Origin of the sequence: Streptomyces sp. NPDC005302 (assembly GCF_040607345.1) — a bacterium.
Taxonomy (GTDB): Bacteria; Actinomycetota; Actinomycetes; order Streptomycetales; family Streptomycetaceae; genus Streptomyces.
This window is the reverse complement of sequence record NZ_JBEXGN010000002.1, coordinates 397,862-419,491: the sequence shown is the minus strand read 5'-3', so window position 1 is coordinate 419,491 and position 21,630 is coordinate 397,862. Positions and strand designations below refer to the sequence as shown.

Here is a 21,630-nt window from a genome sequence, read left to right as displayed (position 1 = left end):
GGTCACCGCCGCCGCCGCGGGGCGCGCTCACGCCGTCCACCTCCCCGAGGCGTCGGCGCCGGGCCCGCCGGGGAGTCCGTGGACGCCCTCCCGGGCGGCCCGCGCTACCTGCTGCGCGGCGCGCGCGGCGGCCTGTTCGACGGCGTCCTCGTTGGGCGTCCAGCGGGTGTTGGTGTTGTGCAGGTGACGCTCCGCGTCGGTGATGGCGACCTTGATGGGGATGCCGGGGCGGCCACCGACCTTGATCAGGAAGCGGCCGCGCCCCGGTGGCTCCTCGTTGTCGCCGTTGACACCCCAGCCCGGCGGTGACGACCAGGACGACACGAGTTCGATCTCGCGCCGCGACAGGCCGACCACCTTGCCCAGGTCCTCCATCTCGGTCCGCGGGAGCCCGGCGCACACGACCATCCCGGCACGCTCGACGAAGCCGCGCGCCTTGGCGCGGTCCGCGTCGGTGCCGAGCGCCTCGGCGTCCTTGAGGGTGTGGGTGATCTTCGCGTCGCCGAGGCCGAGCGAGCGGTTGAGGCGGGTGAGCGCGTCGATGCGGTCGACGATGCCGGAGGCCGCGCGCAGCGGGCGCCACAGTTCGTCGAGGACGGTGAAGAACCAGCGCCTGGGCGCGAGTCCGGCGTCCGCGAGGGCGTGCGAGGCCGCCACCGTGCCGAGTCCGTCGGACCAGGCGGCGAGCATCGCGGCGGCCGTGAGCTGGGTGTCGGCCTCGCCGATGCCGGAGATGTCGATGCACACGGCGGGCGCGTCCGGGTTGATCCGGGTGGATGTCTCGGAGGCGAAGGTGTCGCCGAGCGGGCCGTCGAGGATGCCGAGCAGGGAGCGGTGCAGCGGGTCGACGGCGTCGCGGTAGCGGGCGTCGTCACCCCGGTCGAGCGTGACGGCGCGGACCCGGGGCGGGCCCTCGGTCAGGACGCGCAGCACGTCGGGCAGCAGCACGGTGCGGCCCACGGGGGTGCGTTCGCGCAGATGGTGCAGGACGGCGGAGAGCACGGACTGCTCGTGATCGTCCATGGGGCGTCCGCGGACGATGGTGATGAGGGCGGCGACCATGTTCAGGACGCGGCCGTGGGCCTCGGCCTTCAGGACCTCGCCCGCCTCGCCGCCGATCTTCGCGGCGGCCGCGCCCATCGCACCCGGGTCGAGGACGTTGATGCCGCCCCGGCCGCGGCCGATGGAGATGACCTGGCCGCCGAGCGCGCGCACGGTGTCGGCGTAGTCCGGCTTGAGGTCGCCGAGGACCAGCGGGACGACACCGGTCGCGGCGAGCCCGATCAGCATCCGGTTGACCAGGGTGGACTTGCCCAGACCCGGCATGCCGAGCATGAACAGGGAGGGGTTGGAGATGTAGCGGGCCCGGGTGAACCAGTTCAGCGGGTCGCCGCACACGGTGGCGCCGGTGAACAGATGCTGACCGAGCGGTACGCCGGTCATCGGCGAGCCGGAACCGGCCGCGAAGGGCCACATGCCGCAGGCCTGCACGGTGGTCGCGCGCCACATGGTGGGCGGGTCCATGTAGCCGACGCGTCCGCCGCCCACGCCGTACCAGCCGCGGTGCGGGACGAACAGTTCCTTGGCTTTGCCCGGCGTCTTCTCCTTGCCGGACCTGGCGGGCTTGTCCGGCGGAGCCGGTCTGCCCGTCGGCGCGGTGCCGGGCGCCAAGGTGGTCGCGCTGTCCGAGGCGGCGGACTTCGCCGCCTTGGACCGCTTCTTCCGCCCGGCCGGCTCCGGCCAGGGCTGCGCGCCGGTCCCGCCCGGCGCGGGCGCCGTGAGCGCCTGCTCCTCGGCGAGCCGGTCGGCCCGCTCGGCCAGCTTCTCCTCGCGGCGGCGGCTCACAGTGCCTCCTGCAGCTCGTGCGGGATGAGGGTCTGTTCCCAGGGGAGGATCCCGGCGGGCAGGGTGCAGCTGAACGCCGCCGCCTGCATCCGGTCCGCGGGCCGCATCAGCACGCGGGACGCCGCGGTCAGGTTGCGCACGGTCACGCTCGCGTCCGCCAGCTCCTCCATGGTGTCGACGGTGACCGTCAGCATCAGTGAGAACTCCACGAGTCCGGCGCCCGACGCCTCCTCGGCCGCAGTCTGCTCCGCCGCCCGGACCTCGGAGGCCGCGCGGGCCTGGACCATGCCCTTGCCGGACGTCGCCATGAACTGTGCGCTGCGCCGGTCCGCCTCCACGATGCGGGCCGAGGTGGCCGGGTCGATGGGGCGGTAGACCAGGGCGACGCGCTTGCGGCGGGTGCCGGGGGCGGCCTCCAGCATGCCCCGCAGCACCGAGGAGCGGATCGTGCCGCGCGGCGCGAGGGTCAGCAGCCAGGTCCGTGAGACGCCGGAGTCGTGCTGGTAGCTGTTCACCGTCTCGACGGCGGCGGCGGGGCCCGCGTCGTCCCACTCCAGGCCCGTTCCGCCCGTCTGGGCGCGGGCGGTGAGGACGTCGGCGGCGACGGCGGGGTCGTAGGCGACCCGGACGACCTCGGCGATCCGCTCCGCCGACAGCGGGTACGCGGCACCGCCGCCGGCCGCGACGAGTCCGCTGAGCAGACCCGGGATGCGGATGGCGAGGTCGGTGATCACGTCGTCCTTCTTGCGCCGCTGGCCCGGCGGGACCCCGTAGGTCAGGGTGATGTACGTGTGCATCTCCGAGGACGCGCTCGGATACCGCTCCACGACCTCCTCCATCACGGCACGGGCGGCCGGCGGGGCGTCGGGGTGGATGCGCGGCAGCACCTCGTGGGCGAGGCGGGTGCCCGGGTCGGGAGCGGTCTCCACGATCACGGAGGCGCCGCGCAGGCCGGGTTCGTGGGACAGCCGGGCCAGCCACTCGCCCCACAGCGCGACCCACACGTCGACCTGGTCGGGGTCGATGAGCGAACCGCCGTCGGGGTCGCAGCCGAGGACGATCGTGTACAGGTTGCGGACCGGGTGGTGCAGGACGCCGAAGGGGCGGTCGTACGCGTCCCGGCCCTCGGTCGCGGTGACCTTGTTGAGCAGGCCCGGCGGGCGGAACCGGCCACCGGGACGGGCGGACAGCGGACCGGAGACGTACAGGTGCGCGCCCTTCGCCTTGCGGCGCCACCAGCCGATGCGCAGGGTCATCAACTGGTAGACGTTGCGGCCGTCCTGGGTGCGGATGGAGAGCGGCACCAGGAACAGGACGACCGGGACGAGCACGACCAGCGCCGCGTACAGCGAGATCAGCGACGCGAGCAGGGTGACGATGAGACCGCCGAACACCCCGAAGGTGCCGACGAGTCCGAGCGGTCCGAGCCCCGGTCGCCGTGGCCTGCGCCAGTTTCCGTAGGTCGGATGGGTGGCGGCTTCCGTGGACATGAGTCCGGTTCCCTTCGTGAAGTGATGGGGGGGGCGGCGAGGCGGTGCGCGACGGGCGGTGGGGAGGAGACCGCCGGACTCCCAGGGGGGAAGGGAGCCCGGCGGCCGGTCGAGGGGGAGACGCGGGGCGGACGCGTCAGAGGCGTGGTCCGGCCGCCGTCGGCTCCCCGTGCGTCACTTGTTGTTGCCCAGCTCGCCGTCGGCGCCCTCCACGGCGCCGGAGACCGTCGAACTGGCCACCTGCGCGGCGGCCACCGCCGCGAGCACCGCGACCCCCGCGGGTCCCGCGGCCGCCGCGGCACCGCTGCCCGCCGCTCCGGCACCCGAGGCACCACCGGCCCGGCCCGCGGCAGCCGCGCCGTTCGCGCCGCCCGATCCGGTCGCGCCGGCCTCGCCGCCGCCGCCGGAGGAGCCGCCCGCGCCGGACGAACCGCCGGACCCTTTCGCGCCGCCCGTGCCGGACGCCCCGCTCGGACCCACCTGCGCGCCGCCGCCGGAGCCGCCGCCCCGGCCGCCGAGCTGCACCGCGCCACTGGCCAGGTTGGAACCCGCCTGCCCCATGCTGGACATCGGGTTGCCGGTGCCCATGGCGGCGGTGGCGGGCACGATCAGCTTCAGCAGGGCGGGCAGCGCGATGGCGGACAGCAGCATCACGCCGATACCGGCGATGCGGGTGTTGATGGTGGCCGCGTCACCCGTGCCGCTGTTCTGGCCCGAATTGATCATCGCCATGCCCGCGTTGAGGACGAGGGCGACCGCGGGTTTGTAGAGCAGCCAGGCGATCATCCAGCCGACGTGCTTGCGCCACCAGCCGGCACCCCAGTCCGTCATCGAGGCCGCGGCGGCCAGCGGAAGGGTGCCCAGCAGCAGCATCATGACGCCGAGCCGGATGTACATCAGGATCGTGTGGATGATCCCGGAGATCAGCAGCAGGAACGCGAGGACCAGCAGCAGGAACGACTGGATGCCGCTGCCGTCCGAACAGGCTCCGACGTTGTTCAGCGAATCGCGTACGGCGTTGTTGAACAGGTAGTTGGAGTAGCTGTCGCCCACGGCCGCGGCGGCCATGACGACGGTGGTGGCGGCGCCCGACACGAGCACCACCCGCATGATGCCCTTGAGCGCGGTGCGCCCCGCGTCACCCTTGCGTTCGATGGCCATGCGGCAGGCGGCGAAGAGCAGCGAGCCGACGGCCAGGTAGACGACGATCCACTGCGTGTCGGCGCTGATGCCCTTCGACGTGTCGGTCTGCTCCAGCGTCGGGACGTTGGTGGTCAGCGCCGCGAACACGGCGACCGCGCCCGCGAGAATGGTCTTGGCGATCAGGTCGACGATGGTCCCGATGGGGTCGCCGAGAAAGCTGAAGAAACCCTTCACCAGGTCGATGACCGGATTTCCGGACGTGCAGTTCACGTCAGACCCCCCAGAGGGTGAAGCCGTTGGTGCTCTGGACGGAGGACACCGGGGAGTGCAGGGATCCGTTGTCGTCGGGCCGCACCTTCCAGTCGCCGCCGCTCCAGCGCAGGGAGATGTTGGTCGCCGCATATCCCTGGGCGCTCTTCAGGAGCAGCCGCACGGTCGCCGCCGACTCCGAGTACGAGGTCACCGAGAAGCCGGCGTACGAGGCGACGGCCGCGCCGTCGCTCTGCGCGTCGGTGTTGGCGACGGTGGCCCGCTGGAACTCGAACATCTGGCGCCCCTGCCCGGCCACCACCTGCTGCTCGGTGACGGTGCGCCAGTGCGATCCGCTCATCTGCGAAGGGATGATGTGCGCGGCCAGCGCGGCCCCGGCGGGCGTGTGCGCGTAGCACCACCACAGGGGCCCCTGGATCAGGGTGGGGCCCGCCGAGGCGGAGACCGGCACCCGCGCGACACCGAGGGTGCGCCAGGTCACGTCCTTGGGCGCGGCCTTGGGCAGGGCGGAACCGGCGCTGTCGTCGGTGTCACAGCCCTTGGGGCGTCCGTCCTTCGTGGCGGAGGCCTTCGACAGCGGTCCTTCGGAGGCCGCGGAGTTCGTACCGTCCGCGCTCGCACCCGGTCCGGACAGCAGGCCGGCGATCCCGCCCACCACGACCACGATGCCGATGAACCCCGCCGACAGCTGCCAGCTGCGCTGCTTGTAGTACGGCCCGGTCTCCGCGGGCCGGCGCTCCCTGCGTGTGAACTTCACGACCGGCGCCCGCTTACGCGAAGACGAAGCTGATCAGCGGGCCCGCGGTGGCGACCAGGACACAGCCGCCGAGGACCATGCCGAGGCGGCTCATGTGCTCCGAACTCTCGCCGCGCTTCACGGAGACGGCCATCATCGCGCCGGTGATGAGGACACCGGCGACACCGGCGGCGGTGCCGGCCCAGGCGGCGATGCCGAGGACCGTGTTGACCTTCGCGGTCAGCTCGCCGGGGGCGTTGCGGGCCGGCTGGGGAACACCGGCGGCGAGGATGTTGGAGGCTTCGTACAGCAGAGAGGACATGGGGATCTCCGAGGAATCGGCGCCCGGCACGAGCGGTGGGCGACTGGGTGACTGGCGTTGCGCGAAGGTGTTGCGGGGTCAGGGACCGAGGAGCTGGAGGCTGCCGAGGGCCGCGACGAGCGGCCCGGCGCAGGTGGCGACCAGGCAGCTGAGGGTGACGAAGAAGACGCCGCGGAAGTGCTCGCCGCCCTCGCCGGGGTCGCCGCGGCGCAGCTGGAGCGCCATCTGGATGCCGACGATGATCAGTCCGCCGACCCCGCACGCCGAGGCGCACCAGGCGAGCAGGCCGAGGATGGTGTCGGCACCCACGGGCGGGGTGTACGCGGCGAGGAACCGCGCGTCGAGGAGGGGTGGGGTCATGACACGGCTCCCTCGCCGTAGAGCTCGCCGCCCACCAGCCGGGACAGCGTGGCGAGTTGCCTGGGGACGGACCTCGGCCGGCCGCCGGTGCGCCAGGCCGGGATCCACGGCACGCGGTGCACGCGGGCGACCGAGCGGAGCACGCGGATACGGCGGAGCAGGCTGAGCGGCAGCCGTCCGGGGGCGTCGGCGACGAGGACCACGCCGAGCAGTTCGAGTCCCTGCGGGGCGTTGCCGTCCTTCAGCGCGCCGAGTGCCTGGGAGACGGACTGCAGTCCGCGCGCGCTGGTCCTGCCGACGAGCACGACCCGGCGGGGTTCGCCGCGGGCGGGGTCGGGCCAGCGGGCTCCCACGTCGACTCCGCCGAAGGCCTCGACCATCGAGGTCGCGCCGGACCCGCCGTGGGCCTTCACCCAGCCGACGTCGTCGCGCGACTTTCCGCGGACGGGCCGGGGCCGCTTCGCCTGCCCCCACCCGGCCTCGGCGTCGGAGGCCGGCGCCGTACGCCGCGCACCCGCGGCCCGCGGTGAGCCCGCGGACTTGGGACGCGGGGCGGCGGGGGCCTTCCGGGCGGCGGGTGCGGGTGTGGGGGCCGCTGGGGCCGCCGGCTGCGGGGCCACCGGGGCGGCGGGCGCCGAGTACTGCGCGGCGGGAGCCTGCTGGAACGTCGGCTGCGGTGCTGCCTGTTGCACGTACGCGGGCTGAACGGGGGCCGCCGTGTGCGGGGTTGACTGGACCTGCGGTGCGGCGGGCTGCACCGGAGCCGCCTGCACCGGAACGGAGTGCGGCTGCGGTGCCGTGTAGGCAACGGGAGCGGCCTGCGCCGGAGCCGCCTGAACTGGGGTCGCCTGTACGGGAGTCGCCTGTACGGGCTGGGCGGCCGGTGCCGCCTGGGGTATCTGCTGGACCGCCTGGGGTATCTGCTGGGCCGGGGCCGCCGGGGCCGCCGGGGCCACCGGGGCCACCGCGGGTCCGGCCGCCTCCGCGGGAACCGTCCCGTCGGTGTCAGGAGCGGGCCGCGCTTCCGGAGGCGTCGGCTGTGGGTTCTTCGGTCCCCGTACCCATGACCCCGGGCCCGACGGCAGTGCCGAAGGAGTGCCCATGTGTGCCCCGCCCCCCTCTTCGCTCGTGAATCCGCTGCTCTGGCTCATCTGGTTTCCACTGGTTTGAACTTATTTGCTCCGGGCGCCGTTTGGATCTGTCGAGCCCGTCGGACAGCACAACGGGTCATGTGGCCACAGCGGTTCAAGGTGTGGGGAAGAAGGCGGGCGCCATGAGTGGAGAAGGCGGAGAAGGCGGTGCGTCGACCGCCGTCCGGAACGGCCTCATCGCGGGCACCGGCTGCGGCTGCCTGCTGTCGCCGCTCGCCCTGGCCGGCACGCTGGTGGTCGTCGTGATCCTGGGCGGGTTCGGCGTTCTGCTCGCCCCGCTCATCGCGCTCTACCTGCTGTTCCACGGCGGTGGCGGGGATCCCCCCAGCCAGGACACCGCGGATCAGACGCTCAGCATCTTCCAGGGCGACGGCAAGGGGCAGCTGGACACCTCGACGGTGCCCGAGGACCTGGTGGACCCGATCCAGAAGGCCGGTGAACTGTGCGGCGCGATCGGCCCGATCGTCATCGCCTCGCAGATCGAGAAGGAGTCCGGCTTCAACAAGTCGCTCGTGGGCCCGAACGGCGAAGAGGGCATCTCGCAGCTGCCGCCCGAGATCTTCAAGCAGTACGGCAAGGACGACGACGACAACGACAAGACCTCGGCCCTGGACGCGGAGGACTCGATCATGGCCCAGGGCCGGTACATGTGCGAACTGGCCAAACAGGGACAGGCGTTGATCGACAGCGGCGAGATCCAGGAGACCGGCGAGGACGGGACGAGCAACACCTCGCTGGACCTCGCCCTTGCCGCGTACGACGTCGGGATGGACGCGGTCAAGGCGGCGAAGGGCGTGCCGCAGACGAACGAGGCCCAGGGGTATGTCCTCGCGATCCGCGCCCAGTTCGCCAAGTACCAGGGCATCGGCGCGCCGCCCTCGGGCGCCACCCCCGGCGTCACCCCCGACCCCGACGCCACCACGACCGGCCCCGCCGCATGAGGAGGACAGCGATGGCCCACTTCGACGTGTACATCTCGGGTGAGGGGATCGCCGAGATCGACGGACACACCCTCGTCCCCGCGCCGGGCCAGCCCGTGCACGAGGCGGTGCTCGACCGGTTGCAGACCCACGCGCAGGAGCGCGGTGGCGCGGTCGAGGCGACGGTGTACGACGGTCCGGACGCCGCACGGTTCGTCCTCCAGGTCCTCCCGGACGGCTCCAGCCACGTCCTCGACCCGGCCGAGCCCCCCGCGCCCGACTCCGCCCCGGCCGAATTGGCACCCCCGGCGCCTGTCCCGGCCCCCGCACCGGCTGTCGCCCCGGCCGAGTTCGTGACGCCGGCCCCGGCCCCTGCGGTGACCGCCGCGCCTACGGAGGCTGCCGCCCCGGCCGGGTTCGCGCCCCCGGCCCCCGCACCGGCTGTCGCCCCGGCCGAGTTCGCGACGCCGGTCCCCTCACCTGCGATGACCGCCGCGCCTGCGGCGACTGCTGCCCCGGCCGGGTTCGCGCCCCCGGTCCCCGCACCGGCTGTCGCTCCGGCCGAGTTCGTGACGCCGGCCCCGGCCCCTGCGATGACCGCCGCGCCTGCGGAGACTGCTGCCCCGGCCGGGTTCGCGTCCCCGGTGCCTGTCCCGGCACCCGCGTTCGCACCGGTTGCCGCTCCCGCTGAGTTCGCGACGCCGGCCCCGGCGCCCACCCCCTTTGCCGCCCCCGCCCCGGTTCCGGCTCCCGCGGCTGTCGTCGTGCCGCCGTCCGCCGCGGCCACGGCCTCCGCCGTCGCCACCGCGGTGGCCAGGGCCCGGGCCACCGCCGCCGCGCGGGCGGAGGTGCCGGACCCGGCGGCTGTGACGGCGCCCGCCGTGCGCACCGACTTCCCGGACTGGCTCACCCAGCGGATCGGCCGCATCAACGCACTGGCCGCCGCGGGCATGCTCGACGAGGCGTTCGACGACGCGACCGAGCTGCGGGAGAGCCTCACCGAGTCGATGGGCGCCGAGCATCCGCACGCCGTCGAAGCGCGGGCCGTCGAGGCCTACCTCGCCCACCTGCGCGGCGACCACCGGGAGGCCATCGTGCTGGCCCTGGCGGTGGCCCGGATCCGGTGCCGCGCGCGGGACGGCCGGGCCCCGGCGGAGGTGGCGCGGGCGGCGGCCGCCTGGCAACAGCTCGACGACGACCGGGCGGTGGTCGCACACGGCCGCGAACTGCTGCACATGTGGACCACGTTGGAGCGCAACGGCCTGCTGCCCCCGGGCTACGCGGCCCTCGTCGGCCAGGTCCGCAGTCAGGTGGAGTCGCTGGCGGCCTACGTCTGAGTCACGGAGCGCAAACCTCACGCGTACCTCTGGTCACACCCGTCCCGACCAGCTCGTCCATCGATCCGTACAACCGATGTCAAACGAACGTGGAACACCCCTCGGAACACTCCGTTCCCCAGGAGGCCCCGGCTCCTCGTACCCCCCATGGAGCCGGCCATTCCCAAGGAACAGGAGCACACCATGAACGTGACGGTCATCGGATCGGCGAGCGCGGTCTCCGCCGAGGAACGGGCGCTGCGCGACCTGTACCTGGAGCACGGACCCGCGCTCTACACGTACGTGCTGCGCATGCTCGGCGGGGACACGCACCGTACCGAGGACGTCATCCAGGAGACGCTGCTGCGCTGCTGGAACAAGCGGAACCTCGTCGACGACGAGGGGATGGCGGTGCGCCCCTGGATGTTCCGGGTGGCCCGCAACCTCGTCATCGACGGACACCGGACCCGGATGGCCCGGCCGTTGGAGATCGGCGGCGCCACCTGGCTGAGCGAACTGGGCGCCGAGGTCGACGACATCGAGCAGATGCTGTCGTCCATCGTGGTGCAGGAGGCCCTGGAGACGCTCACCCCCGCCCACCGGGACGTCATCCGGGCGACGTTCTTCGCGGACCGTACGACCCAGGAGGCCGCTGACGCCCTCGGCATCCCGCAGGGCACGGTCAAGTCCCGGGTGTACTACGCCCTGCGCAGTCTGCGGCTGGCCCTGCGCGACCAGGGCGTCGTCGTGGAGGAGGCGGACCGGCAGCCGGCACGGACCGGGCGGCCGAACTCCCGGCAGGCGCAGGACCGGCAGGCGCAGGACCAGCAGACGCAGCACCCGCAGGAGCAGCACCAGCACGCGCGGGACCCGCAGCCCCAGGACCGGCAGGCGCCGTCCGGGCACCCGGAGCACGCCGCCGCCTGATCACGTGCTCCCGCTCCCTCCCGGACCGGTGTCACCCCGGCCCGGCTCGTCCAGGCCGCGCAGGGTCTCCCGCAGATCCGGGGCCTCCGGATGGCCGGTCTCCTCCAGGAGAGCGAGCGCCCTCCCGAACGCGGCGACCGCCGTCTCCCGATCGCCCGCGGCCAGGTGCGCGTCCCCCGCGTGCCGCAGGGTGTCGGCCTCCAGGTAGTGGTCGCCGATCTCCCGGTAGAGCGTTACCGCCCGCTCGAAGCGTTCGACCGCCGCGCCGTACTGGCCGAGCTGGTGATGCGCGTATCCGACGCTGTCCTGCGCCGCGGCCTCCCCGACCGGGTCGCCGATCTCCTGATGCAGGGCCACGGCCTTCTCACAGTGCTCCAGCGCCTTGTCGTGCTCGCCGAGCAGGATGTACGTCCAGCCGACCTCGTTCAGGACGATCGCCTCACTGCTCGTGCTGCCCTCGCCCCGGTACAGCTCGCGGGCGTGCGCGTAGTGGTCCAGCGAGACGGCGAACCTGCCCTCCCCGTTGGCCTGGTAGGCGAGGCAGCGCCGGGTGCGGGCCTCGCCGAACGCGTCGCCCTCGGCCCGGAACAGCTCCAGCGCGCGGACCAGGTCGCGGCGGGCCTCGGCGGAGTGCGCGAACCGCGTGTGGAAGAAGCCCAGTCCGCGCAGTGCGTGCGCCTCCCCGGTCCGGTCGCCGACGGCACGGGCGGCGCGCAGCGCGGCACTGTTGATCTCCATCAGGTCGTGCCAGAAGCCGAGCCGGTCGAAATAGAGGTCGAGGCCGACGGCGGTGCGCCAGGCGTGGTCCTCGTGGCCGAGGGCGGCGGCCTGCTCGACGACGGCGCGCAGTACGTGGCGCTCCGCGCGCAGCCAGTTCATGGCCTGCTTGCGGCCGGTGAACCGCAGGGGCCCGCTGTCCGTTGTGCTGGACGGCAGGGGGAGGGTCTCGCGCAGCGGGCCGATGGTCGCGGAGGCGTTGTGGGTGGTGTGCAGGTAGTGGTCGTGCAGGCGCAGCAGTGCCGCCGCGCGCCGCTCCGCGCCGTCCTCGGCGTCGGCCAGTTCCCCCGCGTAGGCGCGCAGCAGGTCGTGGAAGGCGTAGCGGCCGGGCGCGTGTTCGCCGAGCAGGCTGGCCCCGGTGAGTTCGCTCAGGCGCGCGCGGACCGTGCGGGCCGGCTCGGCGGCCAGGGCCGCGGCCGCGGCGGTGCCGATGTCGGGCCCCGGGTGCAGGGAGAGCCGGCGGAAGAGTTCCGCCGCCTGGCGCGGCAGCGCGTGGTAGGACCAGGAGAAGACGGCGCGTACGTCCGTGCGCGCGTCGCCGCCGGTGAAGGCGTCCAGGCTGCCGTGGTTCTCACGGAGTTCCGCGGCGATGTCCGCGAGCCGGAACCCCGGGTGGTGGGCGGCCCGCGCGGCCACGATGGCGAGGGCCAGCGGCAGCCGGGCGCACAGCTCGACGATGGCGTCGGTGGCCTGCGGTTCCGCTTCCACCCGTGCGCGGCCGATGCGCCGGGTCAGCATGGCGCGCGCCTCGTCGCCGGTGAGCGGGCCGAGGGTCAGCGGGTGGGCACCGTGTCCCGCCACCAGGCCGGTCAGCCGGCTGCGGCTGGTGACGATGACCAGGCAGCCCGGTGTGCCGGGCAGCAGCGGCCGTATCTGCTCGGTGTCGCGGGCGTTGTCGAGCACGATCAGCACGCGGCGCCGGGCGAGCACGCTGCGGTAGAGGGCGGCCTGCGCGTCGAGTCCTTCGGGGACGGCCTGCGGGGCCACGCCGAGCGCCACGAGGAACGTCTCCAGCGCCTCGGAGGGGTGCATGACGGAACCGCCCTGGGTGTATCCGCGCAGGTTCACGTAGAGGCTGCCGTCGGGGAAGCGGTGGGCGACCCGGTGGGCCCAGTGCACGGCCAGCGTGGTCTTGCCCGCCCCGGCCATGCCGTTGACGAGGCCGATGACGGCCTTGTCCGGGTGGTCGGCGGCGGGCAGCAGCGCCTCCACGAGACCGAGTTCGGCCTCCCTTCCGGTGAACAGCGCCAGATCTGCCGGGAGTTGGGAGGGCTGGGTGTCACCCCTGGGCCGTACGGGCTCGGTCCCGTCGTGGTCGTCCGCGGGTCCGGTGCTCGGTCCGGCCTCGCCGTCGGCGGTGGTGGAGGTGGTCGCGGAGGTGGCGGCGGCCGGGACCGGTACGGCCGGCGGCGACAGGTCCGGGTCGCCGGACAGCAGCCGTGCGTGCGCGGCCCGCAGCGACGGGCCGGGTTCGATGCCCAGTTCGTCCACGAGGGTGCGGCGGGTGCGCGCGTAGATCTCCAGGGCCTCGGCCCGCCGGCCGCACCGGTGCAGGGCCACCAGCAGCAGTTCGCACACCGCCTCGCGCAACGGCTGTGCCTCACGCAATGCCTTGAGCTCGGGCAACACCGCCTCGTGGCGGCCGAGTTCGAGCTCCACGCGCAGCCGGTACTCCTGGGCGCCCAGCCGCCGCTCGGTCAGCCGCGTGCGCTCGGCGCGGGCGAGCGGGCCGGGTACACCGCCCAGCGCCGGGCCCTGCCATGCGGCGAGCGCGCTGTCGAGCAGCCTGGCCGCGCCGCGGCTGTCGCCCGCGGCGCGGCGCCGCTCGGCCTGCGCCAGGCACTCCTCGAACACGCCGAGGTCGCTGGTGATCTCCTCGGTGCGCAGGGCGTATCCGTCGCCGACGGACACCACGAGCCGGGGCGGAGCGCCCGCCGGCCGGGCGGGCTCCAGCAGCTTGCGCAGCCGGGACGCGTAGGTGCGCAGCATGGGGACGGCGCCGGACGGCGGGCTGGGTCCCCAGACGCCGTCGACCAGTTCGCCGACGCCGGCCGCGCGTCCGCCGCGCAGCAGCAGCACCGCGAGAACGGCCCGCTGCTGCGGCGGACCGAGCGGCAGCTCCGTGCCGGCCCGCCAGGCCCGCAGCGGGCCCAGTAAGGAAAAACGCAGAACTTCGGCACCACCGGTAACGCTCACGGCACCGGAGAGTAGCGAGCCACTGTTACGAACACTCTGTCGAACGTGAGATTCATGTGTTCGAGCCATGTATTGGGCGCGATGTCGGGGTCGCTCGGTACGGAGTGGCCTGTTCCGAATGTCGCCGGAACGCCGATCACATAAGGGACACTACTGGCATGGGTGAGGCCGGCCGTGCGTGGTGAGCGGGGTATCCACAGGGTGTGGACATATGTGCGCGGTGCTCCGGGCACGTACATCTGGCTGGCGATCCTGTTCGTCACGACCGTCGCTCTGCATCACATGTCTCCGGATTTCGAAGCGGAGTTCCTGCGGCAGCGCTCCACGAACCTGCACGAGCTGTCGAGCAACCCGGTGCGGGTCCTCGTCGCCAGCGCGATGTGGATCGACGGCGGGCACTGGGTGCCGTACGCCGTGCTCTACACCGTCTTCCAGGCGCCGGCCGAACGCTGGCTGGGCACCGCGCGCTGGCTCGCGGTGAACGCGGCCGCCCACGTGCTGTCCACGCTGATCAGCGAGGGTGCGCTGCTCTGGGCGATCCGCCACGGCATGGCCCCGCACTCCGCCGCCGACACCCTCGACATCGGCGTCAGCTACGCGCTCGCCGGGGTGATCGGCGTGCTCACCTACCGGATCGCGACGCCCTGGCGGTACCCGTATCTGGTGATCGTGCTGGCCGTCTACGGGGTCCCTCTCGTCACCGGGCGCACCTTCACCGATCTCGGGCATTTCACCTCCGTCGTGATCGGTCTCGCCTGTTATCCGCTGGTCAGAGGGCGGGGAAAAGCATGGAATCCGAAGGAGACAGTCACCGCGTTCAGGGGTTAACGTCCCGCTCATGAGCAGCTCGGCAGGCAACGCCGTGAACGGCGGCATCTCCTTCTGGTACGCGGACGACGGCTTCCCCGCCCCCCGGGAACCGCTGCCCGGCGACGCGACCGCCGACGTCGTGGTGGTCGGCGGCGGCTACACCGGACTGTGGACCGCGTACTACCTGAAGAAGGCCGCGCCCTTCCTGCGGGTGACCGTCCTGGAGCAGAAGTTCTGCGGCTACGGCGCCTCGGGGCGCAACGGCGGCTGGCTCTACAACGGCATCGCGGGCCGCGACCGGTACGCGAAACTGCACGGCAAGGAGGCGGCCACCCGCCTCCAGCAGGCCATGAACGACACCGTGGACGAGGTCGTCCGGGTGGCCGCCGAGGAGGGCGTCGAGGCGGACGTCCACCAGGGCGGAGTCCTCGAAGTGGCGTACACACCGGCCCAGTTGGCCCGGCTCAAGGCCTTTCACGCGCACGAGCTGTCGTACGGCGAGAAGGACCGCGAGCTGTACGGCGCGAAGGAGACCGCCGAGCGGATCCGGGTCGCCGACGCGGTGGGCTCGACCTGGACACCGCACGGCGCCCGGCTGCACCCGGTCAAGCTGGTCAAGGGCCTCGCCGCCGCCGCGGAGGCCCTCGGCGTGACCATCCACGAGCAGACACCGGTGACCGAGATCCGCCCGAAGCACGCGGTCACGCCCTACGGCACCGTCCGCGCCCCCTACATCCTGCGCTGCACCGAGGGCTTCACCGCGAACCTCAAGGGCCAGAAGCGCACCTGGCTGCCGATGAACTCCTCGATGATCGCCACGGAGCCGCTGACCGACGAGCAGTGGGCGGCCATCGGCTGGGAGGGCCGCGAGACGCTCGGCGACATGGCGCACGCGTACATGTACGCCCAGCGCACCGCCGACGGCCGCATCGCGCTCGGCGGACGCGGCGTCCCGTACCGCTTCGGCTCGCGCACCGACAACGACGGCCGCACCCAGCAGGCCACCATCGACGCCCTGTACGAGATCCTCGTGCGCCTCTTCCCGCCGCTGACCGGTGTGCGCGTGGCCCACGCATGGTCCGGCGTCCTCGGCGTCCCGCGTGACTGGTGCGCCACGGTCACCCTGGACCGCTCGACGGGCCTCGGCTGGGCCGGCGGATACGTCGGCTCCGGCGTCGCCACCACCAACCTGGCGGCCCGCACCCTGCGCGACCTCGTCCAGCAGGACTCCGGACAGGCGGGCGCGACCGAGCTGACCGGCCTGCCCTGGGTCAACCACGAGGTCCGCAAATGGGAGCCGGAACCGTTCCGCTGGATCGGCGTGCACGGCATGTACGCCACCTACCGCACCGCCGACCGGCGCGAACTGGCCGCCCACAGCGCTCAGTCGTCCCGGCTGGCCCGGCTCGCGGACCGGGTGGCCGGCCGGCACTGACCCCGGTCCCGCCGGCCACCCCGGCCACCCCGGCCCATGGAGCCGCCGGGCCTCAGGCCGCCGACTCCGGGACCGGCGCGTCCGGCGCGAGGTGTTTCGGGGCCTTGGCCGTGACCATGAGTCCGGCGATCAAACCGGCCGCCAGCATGATGCCGACGGCCCACCAGATGGCCACCGTGTACCCGTGGACGATGCCCTCGCGGATGACCAGGTCCTTCTGGGCGGGGTTGCGCAGATGAGCGGCGATGAACGTCGCGCTGCTGGTGGTGGCGATGGTGTTCAGCAGCGCGGTGCCGATGGAACCACCCACCTGCTGCGAGGTGTTGACCGTCGCGGAGGTCACGCCCGAGTCCTGCGGGGCGACGCCCGCGGTGGCCGTGGCGAAGACCGGCATGAAGGTCATGCCCATACCGAAGCCCAGCAGGAGCAGACCCGGCAGCAGTTCGCCCGCGTAGTCGGAGTCGACGGTGAGCTGGGTGAAGAACAGCATGCCGCCGGCCGCGAGGACCATGCCCGGGACCATCAGCCTGCGCGGCGCCACATGGGGCAGCAGCCGCGCGGAGACCTGCGTCGAGCCGATGATGATGGCGACGGTCAGCGGCAGGAACGCCAGACCCGTCTTCACCGGCGAGTACCCGAGGATGACCTGGAGGTAGTAGGTCATGAACAGGAACACGCCGAACAGGCCGATGACGGCCAGCCCCATCGTCAGGAAGCAGCCCGCGCGATTGCGGTCCGTCACGATGTGCAGCGGCAGCAGCGGACTCGGAGCCCTGTTCTGCCACCACACGAACGCGACCAGCATCGCGACGCCGAGCGCGAGGAGGGCCAGCACGAGGGAGTCGGTCCAGCCGCGCGACCCCGCCTCGCTGAACCCGTAGACGATCGCCACCAGTCCGCCGCAGCCCAGGATCGCGCCGGGCACGTCGAGCCGGACGTTCTTGTGGCCCGGCCGGTCGTGCAGCAGCGAGTACGCGCCGAAGACCGCGATCATCGCGATGGGGATGTTGACGTACAGGCACCAGCGCCAGTTCAGGTACTCCGTCAGCAGTCCGCCCGCGATGAAGCCGATCGCCGAACCCGAGCCGGCCAGCGCGCCGTAGATGCCGAAGGCCTTCGAGCGTTCCTTCGGATCGGTGAACGTCGTGGTCAGCAGGGAGAGCGCGGAGGGCGCGAGCAGCGCGGCGAACGCACCCTGGAGCGCGCGGGCGCCGAAGAGCATCGCCGACGTGGTGGCCGCGCCACCGAGCGCCGAGGCACCGGCGAAGCCGATCAGGCCGATGATGAACGTGCGTTTGCGCCCGACGAGGTCGGCGATCCGGCCGCCGAGCAGCAGCAGTCCGCCGAACGCCAGCGTGTAGGCCGTGATGACCCACTGCCGGTTGGCGTCGGACATGTTCAGGTCGTTCTGCGCCGAGGGAAGCGCGATGTTCACGATCGTCGCGTCCAGCACCACCATCAGCTGTGCGAGAGCGATGACCACCAACGCCCACCAGCGGTGGGCATCCTGACCTGCGGGGACGCTGGGTTCGCCTGTCCGGGGGGCACTCACCCGCTCAGAAGACCATGGATCGGCGCGGGTCGCATCTCCGGACGAAACGGCCTGACGGGACTCCTTTTCGGGGCTCCTGGTCACGGCTCCAGCACCACCTTTCCGATCGTCGCCCTGCTCTCCAGGGCACGGTGCGCGGCGGCAGCCTCCACCAGCGGGAAACGGGTCACGGCCGGGCTGAGCCGCCCGGACGCGGCATGGGCGAGGGCACGCAGCTCCAGGGTCCGTACGGGATCGGGGCCGCCCGCCCGCCTCAGCATCACGGGCCCGAGCACCTGCTCGGACACCCCCTCCACCAGGTAGGGGGAGCCGTCCCGGATGCCCTCGCCCGACCAGCCGAAGACGATGTGGCGGCCACCCGGTCCGAGCAGGGCCACGGCCTCCCGGGCGACCTCGCCGCCGACGCCGTCGAACACGACGGTCGCCGTCCGGCCGCCGAGCTGCGCGCGGACCTTCTCCGACCAGCTCGGCTCCGTGTAGTCGACGGCGTGGTCCGCGCCGTTCGCGCGGACCCTGGCCACCTTCTCCGGGCCGCCCGCCAGACCGATCACCGTCGCGCCCCGGTGGTGCGCGTACTGCACGAGCAGGGTGCCGATGCCGCCGGCCGCGGCGGGCACGACGACCACGTCGGTGGGCCCCGGCTCGGCGAACTGCACGATCCCCATCGCCGTACGGCCGGTTCCGATCATGGCGACGGCCTGCGCGAAGTCCAGGTTCTCGGGGATGTCGTGGACGCGGTCGACGTCTGTGACGGCCAGTTCGGCGTAGCCCCCGGGCGCGAAGCCGAGGTGGGCGACGACCCGGCGGCCGAGCCAGAGCGCCGCGACCCCCTCGCCGAGGGACTCCACGGTCCCGGCCACCTCCCGCCCGGGGATCGTCGGCAGAACGGTCGGCCCGGGCGCCGGACCGCCCCGCATGCCCTCGCGCAGGGCCGCGTCCAGCAGATGAACCCCCGCGGCGGCCACGGCGATCCGTACCTGGCCGGGCCCCGGCACGGGGTCGTCGACGCGCTCGTGGACCAGGTGATCGGCGGGACCGAAGGCGTGCAGTCGGATGGCGTGCATCAGGGGCTCCTCAAGCTCGGAGAGGCGTACGAGGGTGGTCGGAGGGCGAAGGCCGCGGGCCGTGCGCGTGGTGCCGGCCCGGTGGCCCCGGAGACCGCCGGGCCTGCCGGCCCCGAGACCGCGGGTCTGCCGGTGGCCCCGAGACCGCGGGTCTGCCGGTGGGTTCACCACTCTTCAACCTCAGGCATGCTTGAGGTCAAGGCGCTCGCGGATGCGCAGGGCCAGCGCGACCGCCTCCAGCGCACTGTTGAACGAGACCTCGGAGAGCACGCCGGGGGCGGCCACCTGGTCGCCCACGAGGTAGACGCCGTCCCCGCGGTCGATGGAGGGCCGGTCCCGCCAGCTCGTGCCGGGCGGGTCGACCGCGCCGGTACGGCCGCTCGCCACCGACTCCCGCCGCCAGGTGACCCGTTCGCGCCAGCCCTCGAAGGCGAGGTCCAGCAGATGCTCGGCGCGCGCGACCCCGTCGGCCCCGGACTCCCGCGGCGCGATCGGGATCTGCCCCTGGAGGAGCTGCTCGCCGGCCGGGGCGAGGGTGCGGTCCCGCGCGGTGAACCGTTCGATCCAGCCCGGCGCGTCCAGGTCGGAGACGGCGAACGCGTCACCGCGCCGGCTCGTCAGCGCCAGGTCGATCAGCGCGGTACGGCCGCTCGGCCAGGTCAGCGAGGCGTCCCCGAGCAGGCGCCGGGCGGAGGCGAGCGAGGTCGCGACGACGACCGGCCCCTTCCCCACGGGCAGCCGGTCCACCCGGGCCAGCGTCTCCATCCGCACCCCGAGGTTCCAGGCCCGCCCCGCCATCCGGTCGATGACGTTGGCCCAGCCGCCGCGCGGGCAGTTGGCCTCCGGGGGCAGCCTCATGGCCCGGCGCAGCCGCTCCTGCACGAAAGCGGCGGACAGCGATCCGGGGTCGTGGTGGAAGAGGGCGACGGCCGCGTAGTTGGCGGCGGCCCGCGCACCCTCCGCTCCGGCCTGTCCGGTCGCCCAGGTCATGAAGTCGACGTCCTCGGGCGCCTGTTGGCAGGAGCGCCGGAGCAGTTTGAGCATCGCGAAGGGCGGGGTGCGGCGCAGCGCGCCCTTGTGGTGCAGCCGCAGCCGGGCGGCCTCCCGGGGCGGTACCGGTGCGAGCGGTCCGATCAGGTCCCGCTGCTTCAGCCACGTCCAGTGCGGTCCCGCGCTGTACAGGGCGTGCGGGCCCTCGTTGGTCCGGTAGGGCCCCTCGGCGGTCCGGGCCCGCCCGCCGAGGGTGTGGTGCGCTTCGTGGACGGTCACGCTCGCGCCCGCCTCCGCGGCGGTGATCGCGGCGGTCAGTCCGGCGAAGCCGCCGCCGATGACGGTGATGCGGTCCATGGCTGGAGGTCTCCTCGTGCTCGGGGTCCGAGAGGTCTCTGACAGCGGGCCTTTCTGTGAAGAGGACCGATCGGGGACCCGGGAATGTGACATGGGCCGGGTTCGCGCAGGCCAGGGCGTTTGTCAGTGGGGGAGGGCAGGATGGGGGCATGGCGAGGAGAGTTGCGGGCGGGTCCGGTGCGAAGGCGTCCGGCGGGGGAGTGAAGGCGGCCCGGCGGCCCGAGCTGCGGCTGCCCGCCCTGGAGCCGTACGACGGCGGGGAGCTGGAGCCGGACGGCGACTACGACGGGCTGGAGTTCACGGACGCGGACTTCGCCGGGCAGGACGGCGGGGGAGCCCGCTTCATGGACTGCGCGCTGACGCGCTGCGCGCTGGACGAGACGCGGCTGCACCACGCGCGCGTGCTGGACTCGGTCCTCACGGGGATACGGGGTGTGGGCACCGATCTCGCCGAGGCGATGCTGCGGGACGTCGAGGTGGTCGACGCGCGCCTCGGCGGCGTGCAGTTGCACGGCTCCGTGCTGGAGCGGGTGGTGGTGCGCGGCGGGAAGATCGACTATCTGAACCTGCGCAAGGCGCGGCTGAAGGACGTCGTCTTCGAGGGCTGTGTCCTGGTCGAGCCGGACTTCGGGGGCGCGCGCCTGGAGCGGGTGGAGTTCGTGGACTGCGTCCTGAAGGGCGCCGACCTCACCGGGGCGACCCTGACGGACGTGGATCTGCGGGCCGCGGCGGAGCTGGACATCGCACGGGGAGTGGACCGGCTCGCCGGCGCGGTCATCGGCACGGCCCAGCTCCTGGACCTGGCACCGGTGCTGGCCGCCGCGCTGGGCGTCCGGGTGGAGGGCCCCTAGGGTCTGTCGTCCGGGGTACCTCGGCGCCACCTGACCCGAACGACAGGCGGCTAGGAGATGCGGGGGAAGCGGGCCTGGAGGGTCCAGATGGCCGGGTTCTCGGCCAGGTCGTCGTGCAGGTCGGTCAGGTCGGCCAGCAGGTCGTGCAGGAAGTCGCGGGCCTCGCGGCGCAGCGCGGTGAACGAGAAGGTCAGCGGCTCCTCCTCGCGCCGCATCCAGTCGGCCTCGATGTCCACCCAGCCGAAGCGCCGCTCGAAGAGCATGCGGTCGGTCGACTCGGTGAAGTCCAGCTCCGCCTGCTGGGGCCGGGAGGCCCGGCTGCCGAGCGGGTCACGGTCGAGCTGCTCGACGATGTCGCACAACGCCCACGCGAAGTCGAGCACCGGCACCCATCCCCAGCCCGTGGACACCTCGCGGTCCGCCTTCGTGTCGGCGAGGTAGACGTCCCCGCAGAACAGGTCGTGCCGCAGCGCACGGACGTCCGCGCGACGGTAGTCGGTCTGCGGGGGATCGGGAAAGCGGTTGGAGAGGGCGTAGCCGATGTCGAGCACGTAGAAGATGGTGCCACGCCCCCCACCACCCGAACGCCGGACGACCGACCGGCACCCCACCGACGACGCGCCGCCCGCGCACGGCGCCCCCGGAAGGTGCCCAGGGACGCGCCGACCCCCAGCGAAGCCCGGAAGATGCCGGTTGCTGTCCAGGGGCGCGCTCGACCCCCACCGGCGGGGCGACGGATGGACGACGGGGCGCTGGGGTGCGGGCGAAGCCCGGGGGACCCCGGGCGGTGTTCAGGGGCGCGGGGAACTGCGCGACGAGCCCCCACCGGCGGGCGGCGGATGGGCGGCGGCGCGCATGGGCGGGGGCGAAGCCCGGGCCGACGCCGGTTGCTGTCCAGGGGCGCGGGGAACGGCGCGCTCGACCTCCACCGACGGGCGGCCGACACACGGCGGCGCGCAGGGGTGCGGGCGAAGCCCAGGGGATGCCGGGCGGTGTTCAGGGGCGCGGGGAACTGTGCGAAGAGCCCCCACCGGCGGGCGGCGGATGGGCGGCGGCGCGCATGGGCGGGGGCGAAGCCCGGGCCGACGCCGGTTGCTGTCCAGGGGCGCGGGGAACGG

Annotated in this window: 17 protein-coding genes and 1 pseudogene; 6 read left to right on the top strand and 12 right to left on the bottom strand. The window is 73.4% G+C overall.

Annotation, left to right across the window (positions count from 1 at the left end):
• Nucleotides 1-27: 27 nt before the first annotated feature.
• From ABZT74_RS04225 to ABZT74_RS04195, 7 genes are all read right to left on the bottom strand, one after another.
• Nucleotides 28-1,845 carry an ATP/GTP-binding protein gene (locus tag ABZT74_RS04225; protein WP_356167272.1) on the bottom strand — a complete coding sequence of 606 codons (1,818 nt, stop codon included), beginning with the start codon at nucleotides 1,843-1,845 and terminating at the stop codon, nucleotides 28-30.
• The gene (locus ABZT74_RS04220) at nucleotides 1,842-3,335 is read right to left on the bottom strand and encodes an SCO6880 family protein (RefSeq protein ID WP_356167269.1); all 1,494 of its coding nucleotides are present in this window, start codon (nucleotides 3,333-3,335) and stop codon (nucleotides 1,842-1,844) included. The genes ABZT74_RS04225 and ABZT74_RS04220 overlap by 4 nt, the downstream gene beginning before the upstream one ends.
• Before the next feature lie 174 nt (nucleotides 3,336-3,509).
• Nucleotides 3,510-4,748, bottom strand: coding sequence for a hypothetical protein (locus ABZT74_RS04215; RefSeq protein WP_355873598.1), 1,239 nt, complete (start codon nucleotides 4,746-4,748; stop codon nucleotides 3,510-3,512).
• A 1-nt stretch (nucleotide 4,749) separates the two neighbouring features.
• Complete coding sequence (locus tag ABZT74_RS04210; RefSeq protein WP_356167267.1) at nucleotides 4,750-5,505, bottom strand: hypothetical protein; 756 nt, start codon at nucleotides 5,503-5,505, stop codon at nucleotides 4,750-4,752.
• A gap of 13 nt (nucleotides 5,506-5,518) precedes the next feature.
• Entirely contained in the window at nucleotides 5,519-5,806 is a 288-nt protein-coding gene (locus ABZT74_RS04205; protein WP_164371050.1) for a hypothetical protein, read from the bottom strand.
• 78 nt (nucleotides 5,807-5,884) lie between these two features.
• On the bottom strand, nucleotides 5,885-6,166 hold the full coding sequence (locus ABZT74_RS04200; RefSeq protein WP_081217966.1) for a hypothetical protein: 282 nt from the start codon (nucleotides 6,164-6,166) through the stop codon (nucleotides 5,885-5,887).
• On the bottom strand, nucleotides 6,163-7,122 hold the full coding sequence (locus ABZT74_RS04195) for a hypothetical protein (protein WP_356433338.1): 960 nt from the start codon (nucleotides 7,120-7,122) through the stop codon (nucleotides 6,163-6,165). Before ABZT74_RS04195 ends, ABZT74_RS04200 begins: the two co-directional genes overlap by 4 nt.
• Nucleotides 7,123-7,439: 317 nt before the next feature.
• Here ABZT74_RS04195 and ABZT74_RS04190 point away from each other — a divergent pair, with 317 nt between their 5' ends.
• The 3 genes and pseudogenes from ABZT74_RS04190 to ABZT74_RS04180 all read left to right on the top strand — a co-directional run.
• Nucleotides 7,440-8,258, top strand: a complete 819-nt coding sequence (locus ABZT74_RS04190; protein WP_355873608.1) for a lytic transglycosylase domain-containing protein — start codon at nucleotides 7,440-7,442, stop codon at nucleotides 8,256-8,258.
• A gap of 11 nt (nucleotides 8,259-8,269) precedes the next feature.
• Entirely contained in the window at nucleotides 8,270-9,574 is a 1,305-nt protein-coding gene (locus tag ABZT74_RS04185) for a hypothetical protein (protein WP_356433337.1), read from the top strand.
• A gap of 183 nt (nucleotides 9,575-9,757) precedes the next feature.
• Nucleotides 9,758-10,297, top strand: a pseudogene (locus ABZT74_RS04180) (sigma-70 family RNA polymerase sigma factor); the annotation flags it as partial.
• A gap of 183 nt (nucleotides 10,298-10,480) precedes the next feature.
• Here the strand turns inward: ABZT74_RS04180 and ABZT74_RS04175 are convergent.
• The gene (locus ABZT74_RS04175) at nucleotides 10,481-13,453 is read right to left on the bottom strand and encodes a BTAD domain-containing putative transcriptional regulator (RefSeq protein ID WP_356167260.1); all 2,973 of its coding nucleotides are present in this window, start codon (nucleotides 13,451-13,453) and stop codon (nucleotides 10,481-10,483) included.
• A 174-nt stretch (nucleotides 13,454-13,627) separates the two neighbouring features.
• Here ABZT74_RS04175 and ABZT74_RS04170 point away from each other — a divergent pair, with 174 nt between their 5' ends.
• Together ABZT74_RS04170 and ABZT74_RS04165 are read left to right on the top strand one after the other, a co-directional pair.
• On the top strand, nucleotides 13,628-14,281 hold the full coding sequence (locus tag ABZT74_RS04170; protein WP_355873616.1) for a rhomboid-like protein: 654 nt from the start codon (nucleotides 13,628-13,630) through the stop codon (nucleotides 14,279-14,281).
• Nucleotides 14,282-14,291: 10 nt separating this feature from the next.
• Complete coding sequence (locus ABZT74_RS04165; protein ID WP_356433336.1) at nucleotides 14,292-15,698, top strand: FAD-dependent oxidoreductase; 1,407 nt, start codon at nucleotides 14,292-14,294, stop codon at nucleotides 15,696-15,698.
• Between the two features lie 52 nt (nucleotides 15,699-15,750).
• Here ABZT74_RS04165 and ABZT74_RS04160 read toward each other — a convergent pair whose 3' ends face one another.
• From ABZT74_RS04160 to ABZT74_RS04150, 3 genes are all read right to left on the bottom strand, one after another.
• On the bottom strand, nucleotides 15,751-17,250 hold the full coding sequence (locus tag ABZT74_RS04160) for an MFS transporter (protein WP_356167255.1): 1,500 nt from the start codon (nucleotides 17,248-17,250) through the stop codon (nucleotides 15,751-15,753).
• An 80-nt stretch (nucleotides 17,251-17,330) separates the two neighbouring features.
• Nucleotides 17,331-18,314 (bottom strand): zinc-binding dehydrogenase, encoded by a 984-nt coding sequence (locus ABZT74_RS04155; protein ID WP_356433335.1) that lies wholly within the window; start codon nucleotides 18,312-18,314, stop codon nucleotides 17,331-17,333.
• Between the two features lie 180 nt (nucleotides 18,315-18,494).
• A complete protein-coding gene (locus tag ABZT74_RS04150; protein WP_355873627.1) occupies nucleotides 18,495-19,661 on the bottom strand; it encodes an NAD(P)-binding protein in 1,167 nt (388 codons plus the stop codon).
• Nucleotides 19,662-19,810: 149 nt separating this feature from the next.
• Here ABZT74_RS04150 and ABZT74_RS04145 point away from each other — a divergent pair, with 149 nt between their 5' ends.
• A complete protein-coding gene (locus ABZT74_RS04145) occupies nucleotides 19,811-20,512 on the top strand; it encodes a pentapeptide repeat-containing protein (protein ID WP_355873630.1) in 702 nt (233 codons plus the stop codon).
• 50 nt (nucleotides 20,513-20,562) lie between these two features.
• Here the strand turns inward: ABZT74_RS04145 and ABZT74_RS04140 are convergent, their stop codons facing one another.
• Entirely contained in the window at nucleotides 20,563-21,063 is a 501-nt protein-coding gene (locus tag ABZT74_RS04140) for a hypothetical protein (protein WP_356167250.1), read from the bottom strand.
• Between the last annotated feature and the right edge of the window lie 567 nt (nucleotides 21,064-21,630).

What these genes read in the sequence shown, in the direction of transcription:
- ABZT74_RS04220 (WP_356167269.1), bottom strand. Translation starts at nt 3,335, where the DNA reads ATGTCCACGGAAGCCGCCACCCATCCGACCTACGGAAACTGGCGCAGG.
- ABZT74_RS04205 (WP_164371050.1), bottom strand. Translation starts at nt 5,806, where the DNA reads ATGTCCTCTCTGCTGTACGAAGCCTCCAACATCCTCGCCGCCGGTGTT.
- ABZT74_RS04200 (WP_081217966.1), bottom strand. Translation starts at nt 6,166, where the DNA reads ATGACCCCACCCCTCCTCGACGCGCGGTTCCTCGCCGCGTACACCCCG.
- ABZT74_RS04190 (WP_355873608.1), top strand. Translation starts at nt 7,440, where the DNA reads ATGAGTGGAGAAGGCGGAGAAGGCGGTGCGTCGACCGCCGTCCGGAAC.
- ABZT74_RS04185 (WP_356433337.1), top strand. Translation starts at nt 8,270, where the DNA reads ATGGCCCACTTCGACGTGTACATCTCGGGTGAGGGGATCGCCGAGATC.
- ABZT74_RS04165 (WP_356433336.1), top strand. Translation starts at nt 14,292, where the DNA reads ATGAGCAGCTCGGCAGGCAACGCCGTGAACGGCGGCATCTCCTTCTGG.
- ABZT74_RS04155 (WP_356433335.1), bottom strand. Translation starts at nt 18,314, where the DNA reads ATGCACGCCATCCGACTGCACGCCTTCGGTCCCGCCGATCACCTGGTC.
- ABZT74_RS04150 (WP_355873627.1), bottom strand. Translation starts at nt 19,661, where the DNA reads ATGGACCGCATCACCGTCATCGGCGGCGGCTTCGCCGGACTGACCGCC.
- ABZT74_RS04145 (WP_355873630.1), top strand. Translation starts at nt 19,811, where the DNA reads ATGGCGAGGAGAGTTGCGGGCGGGTCCGGTGCGAAGGCGTCCGGCGGG.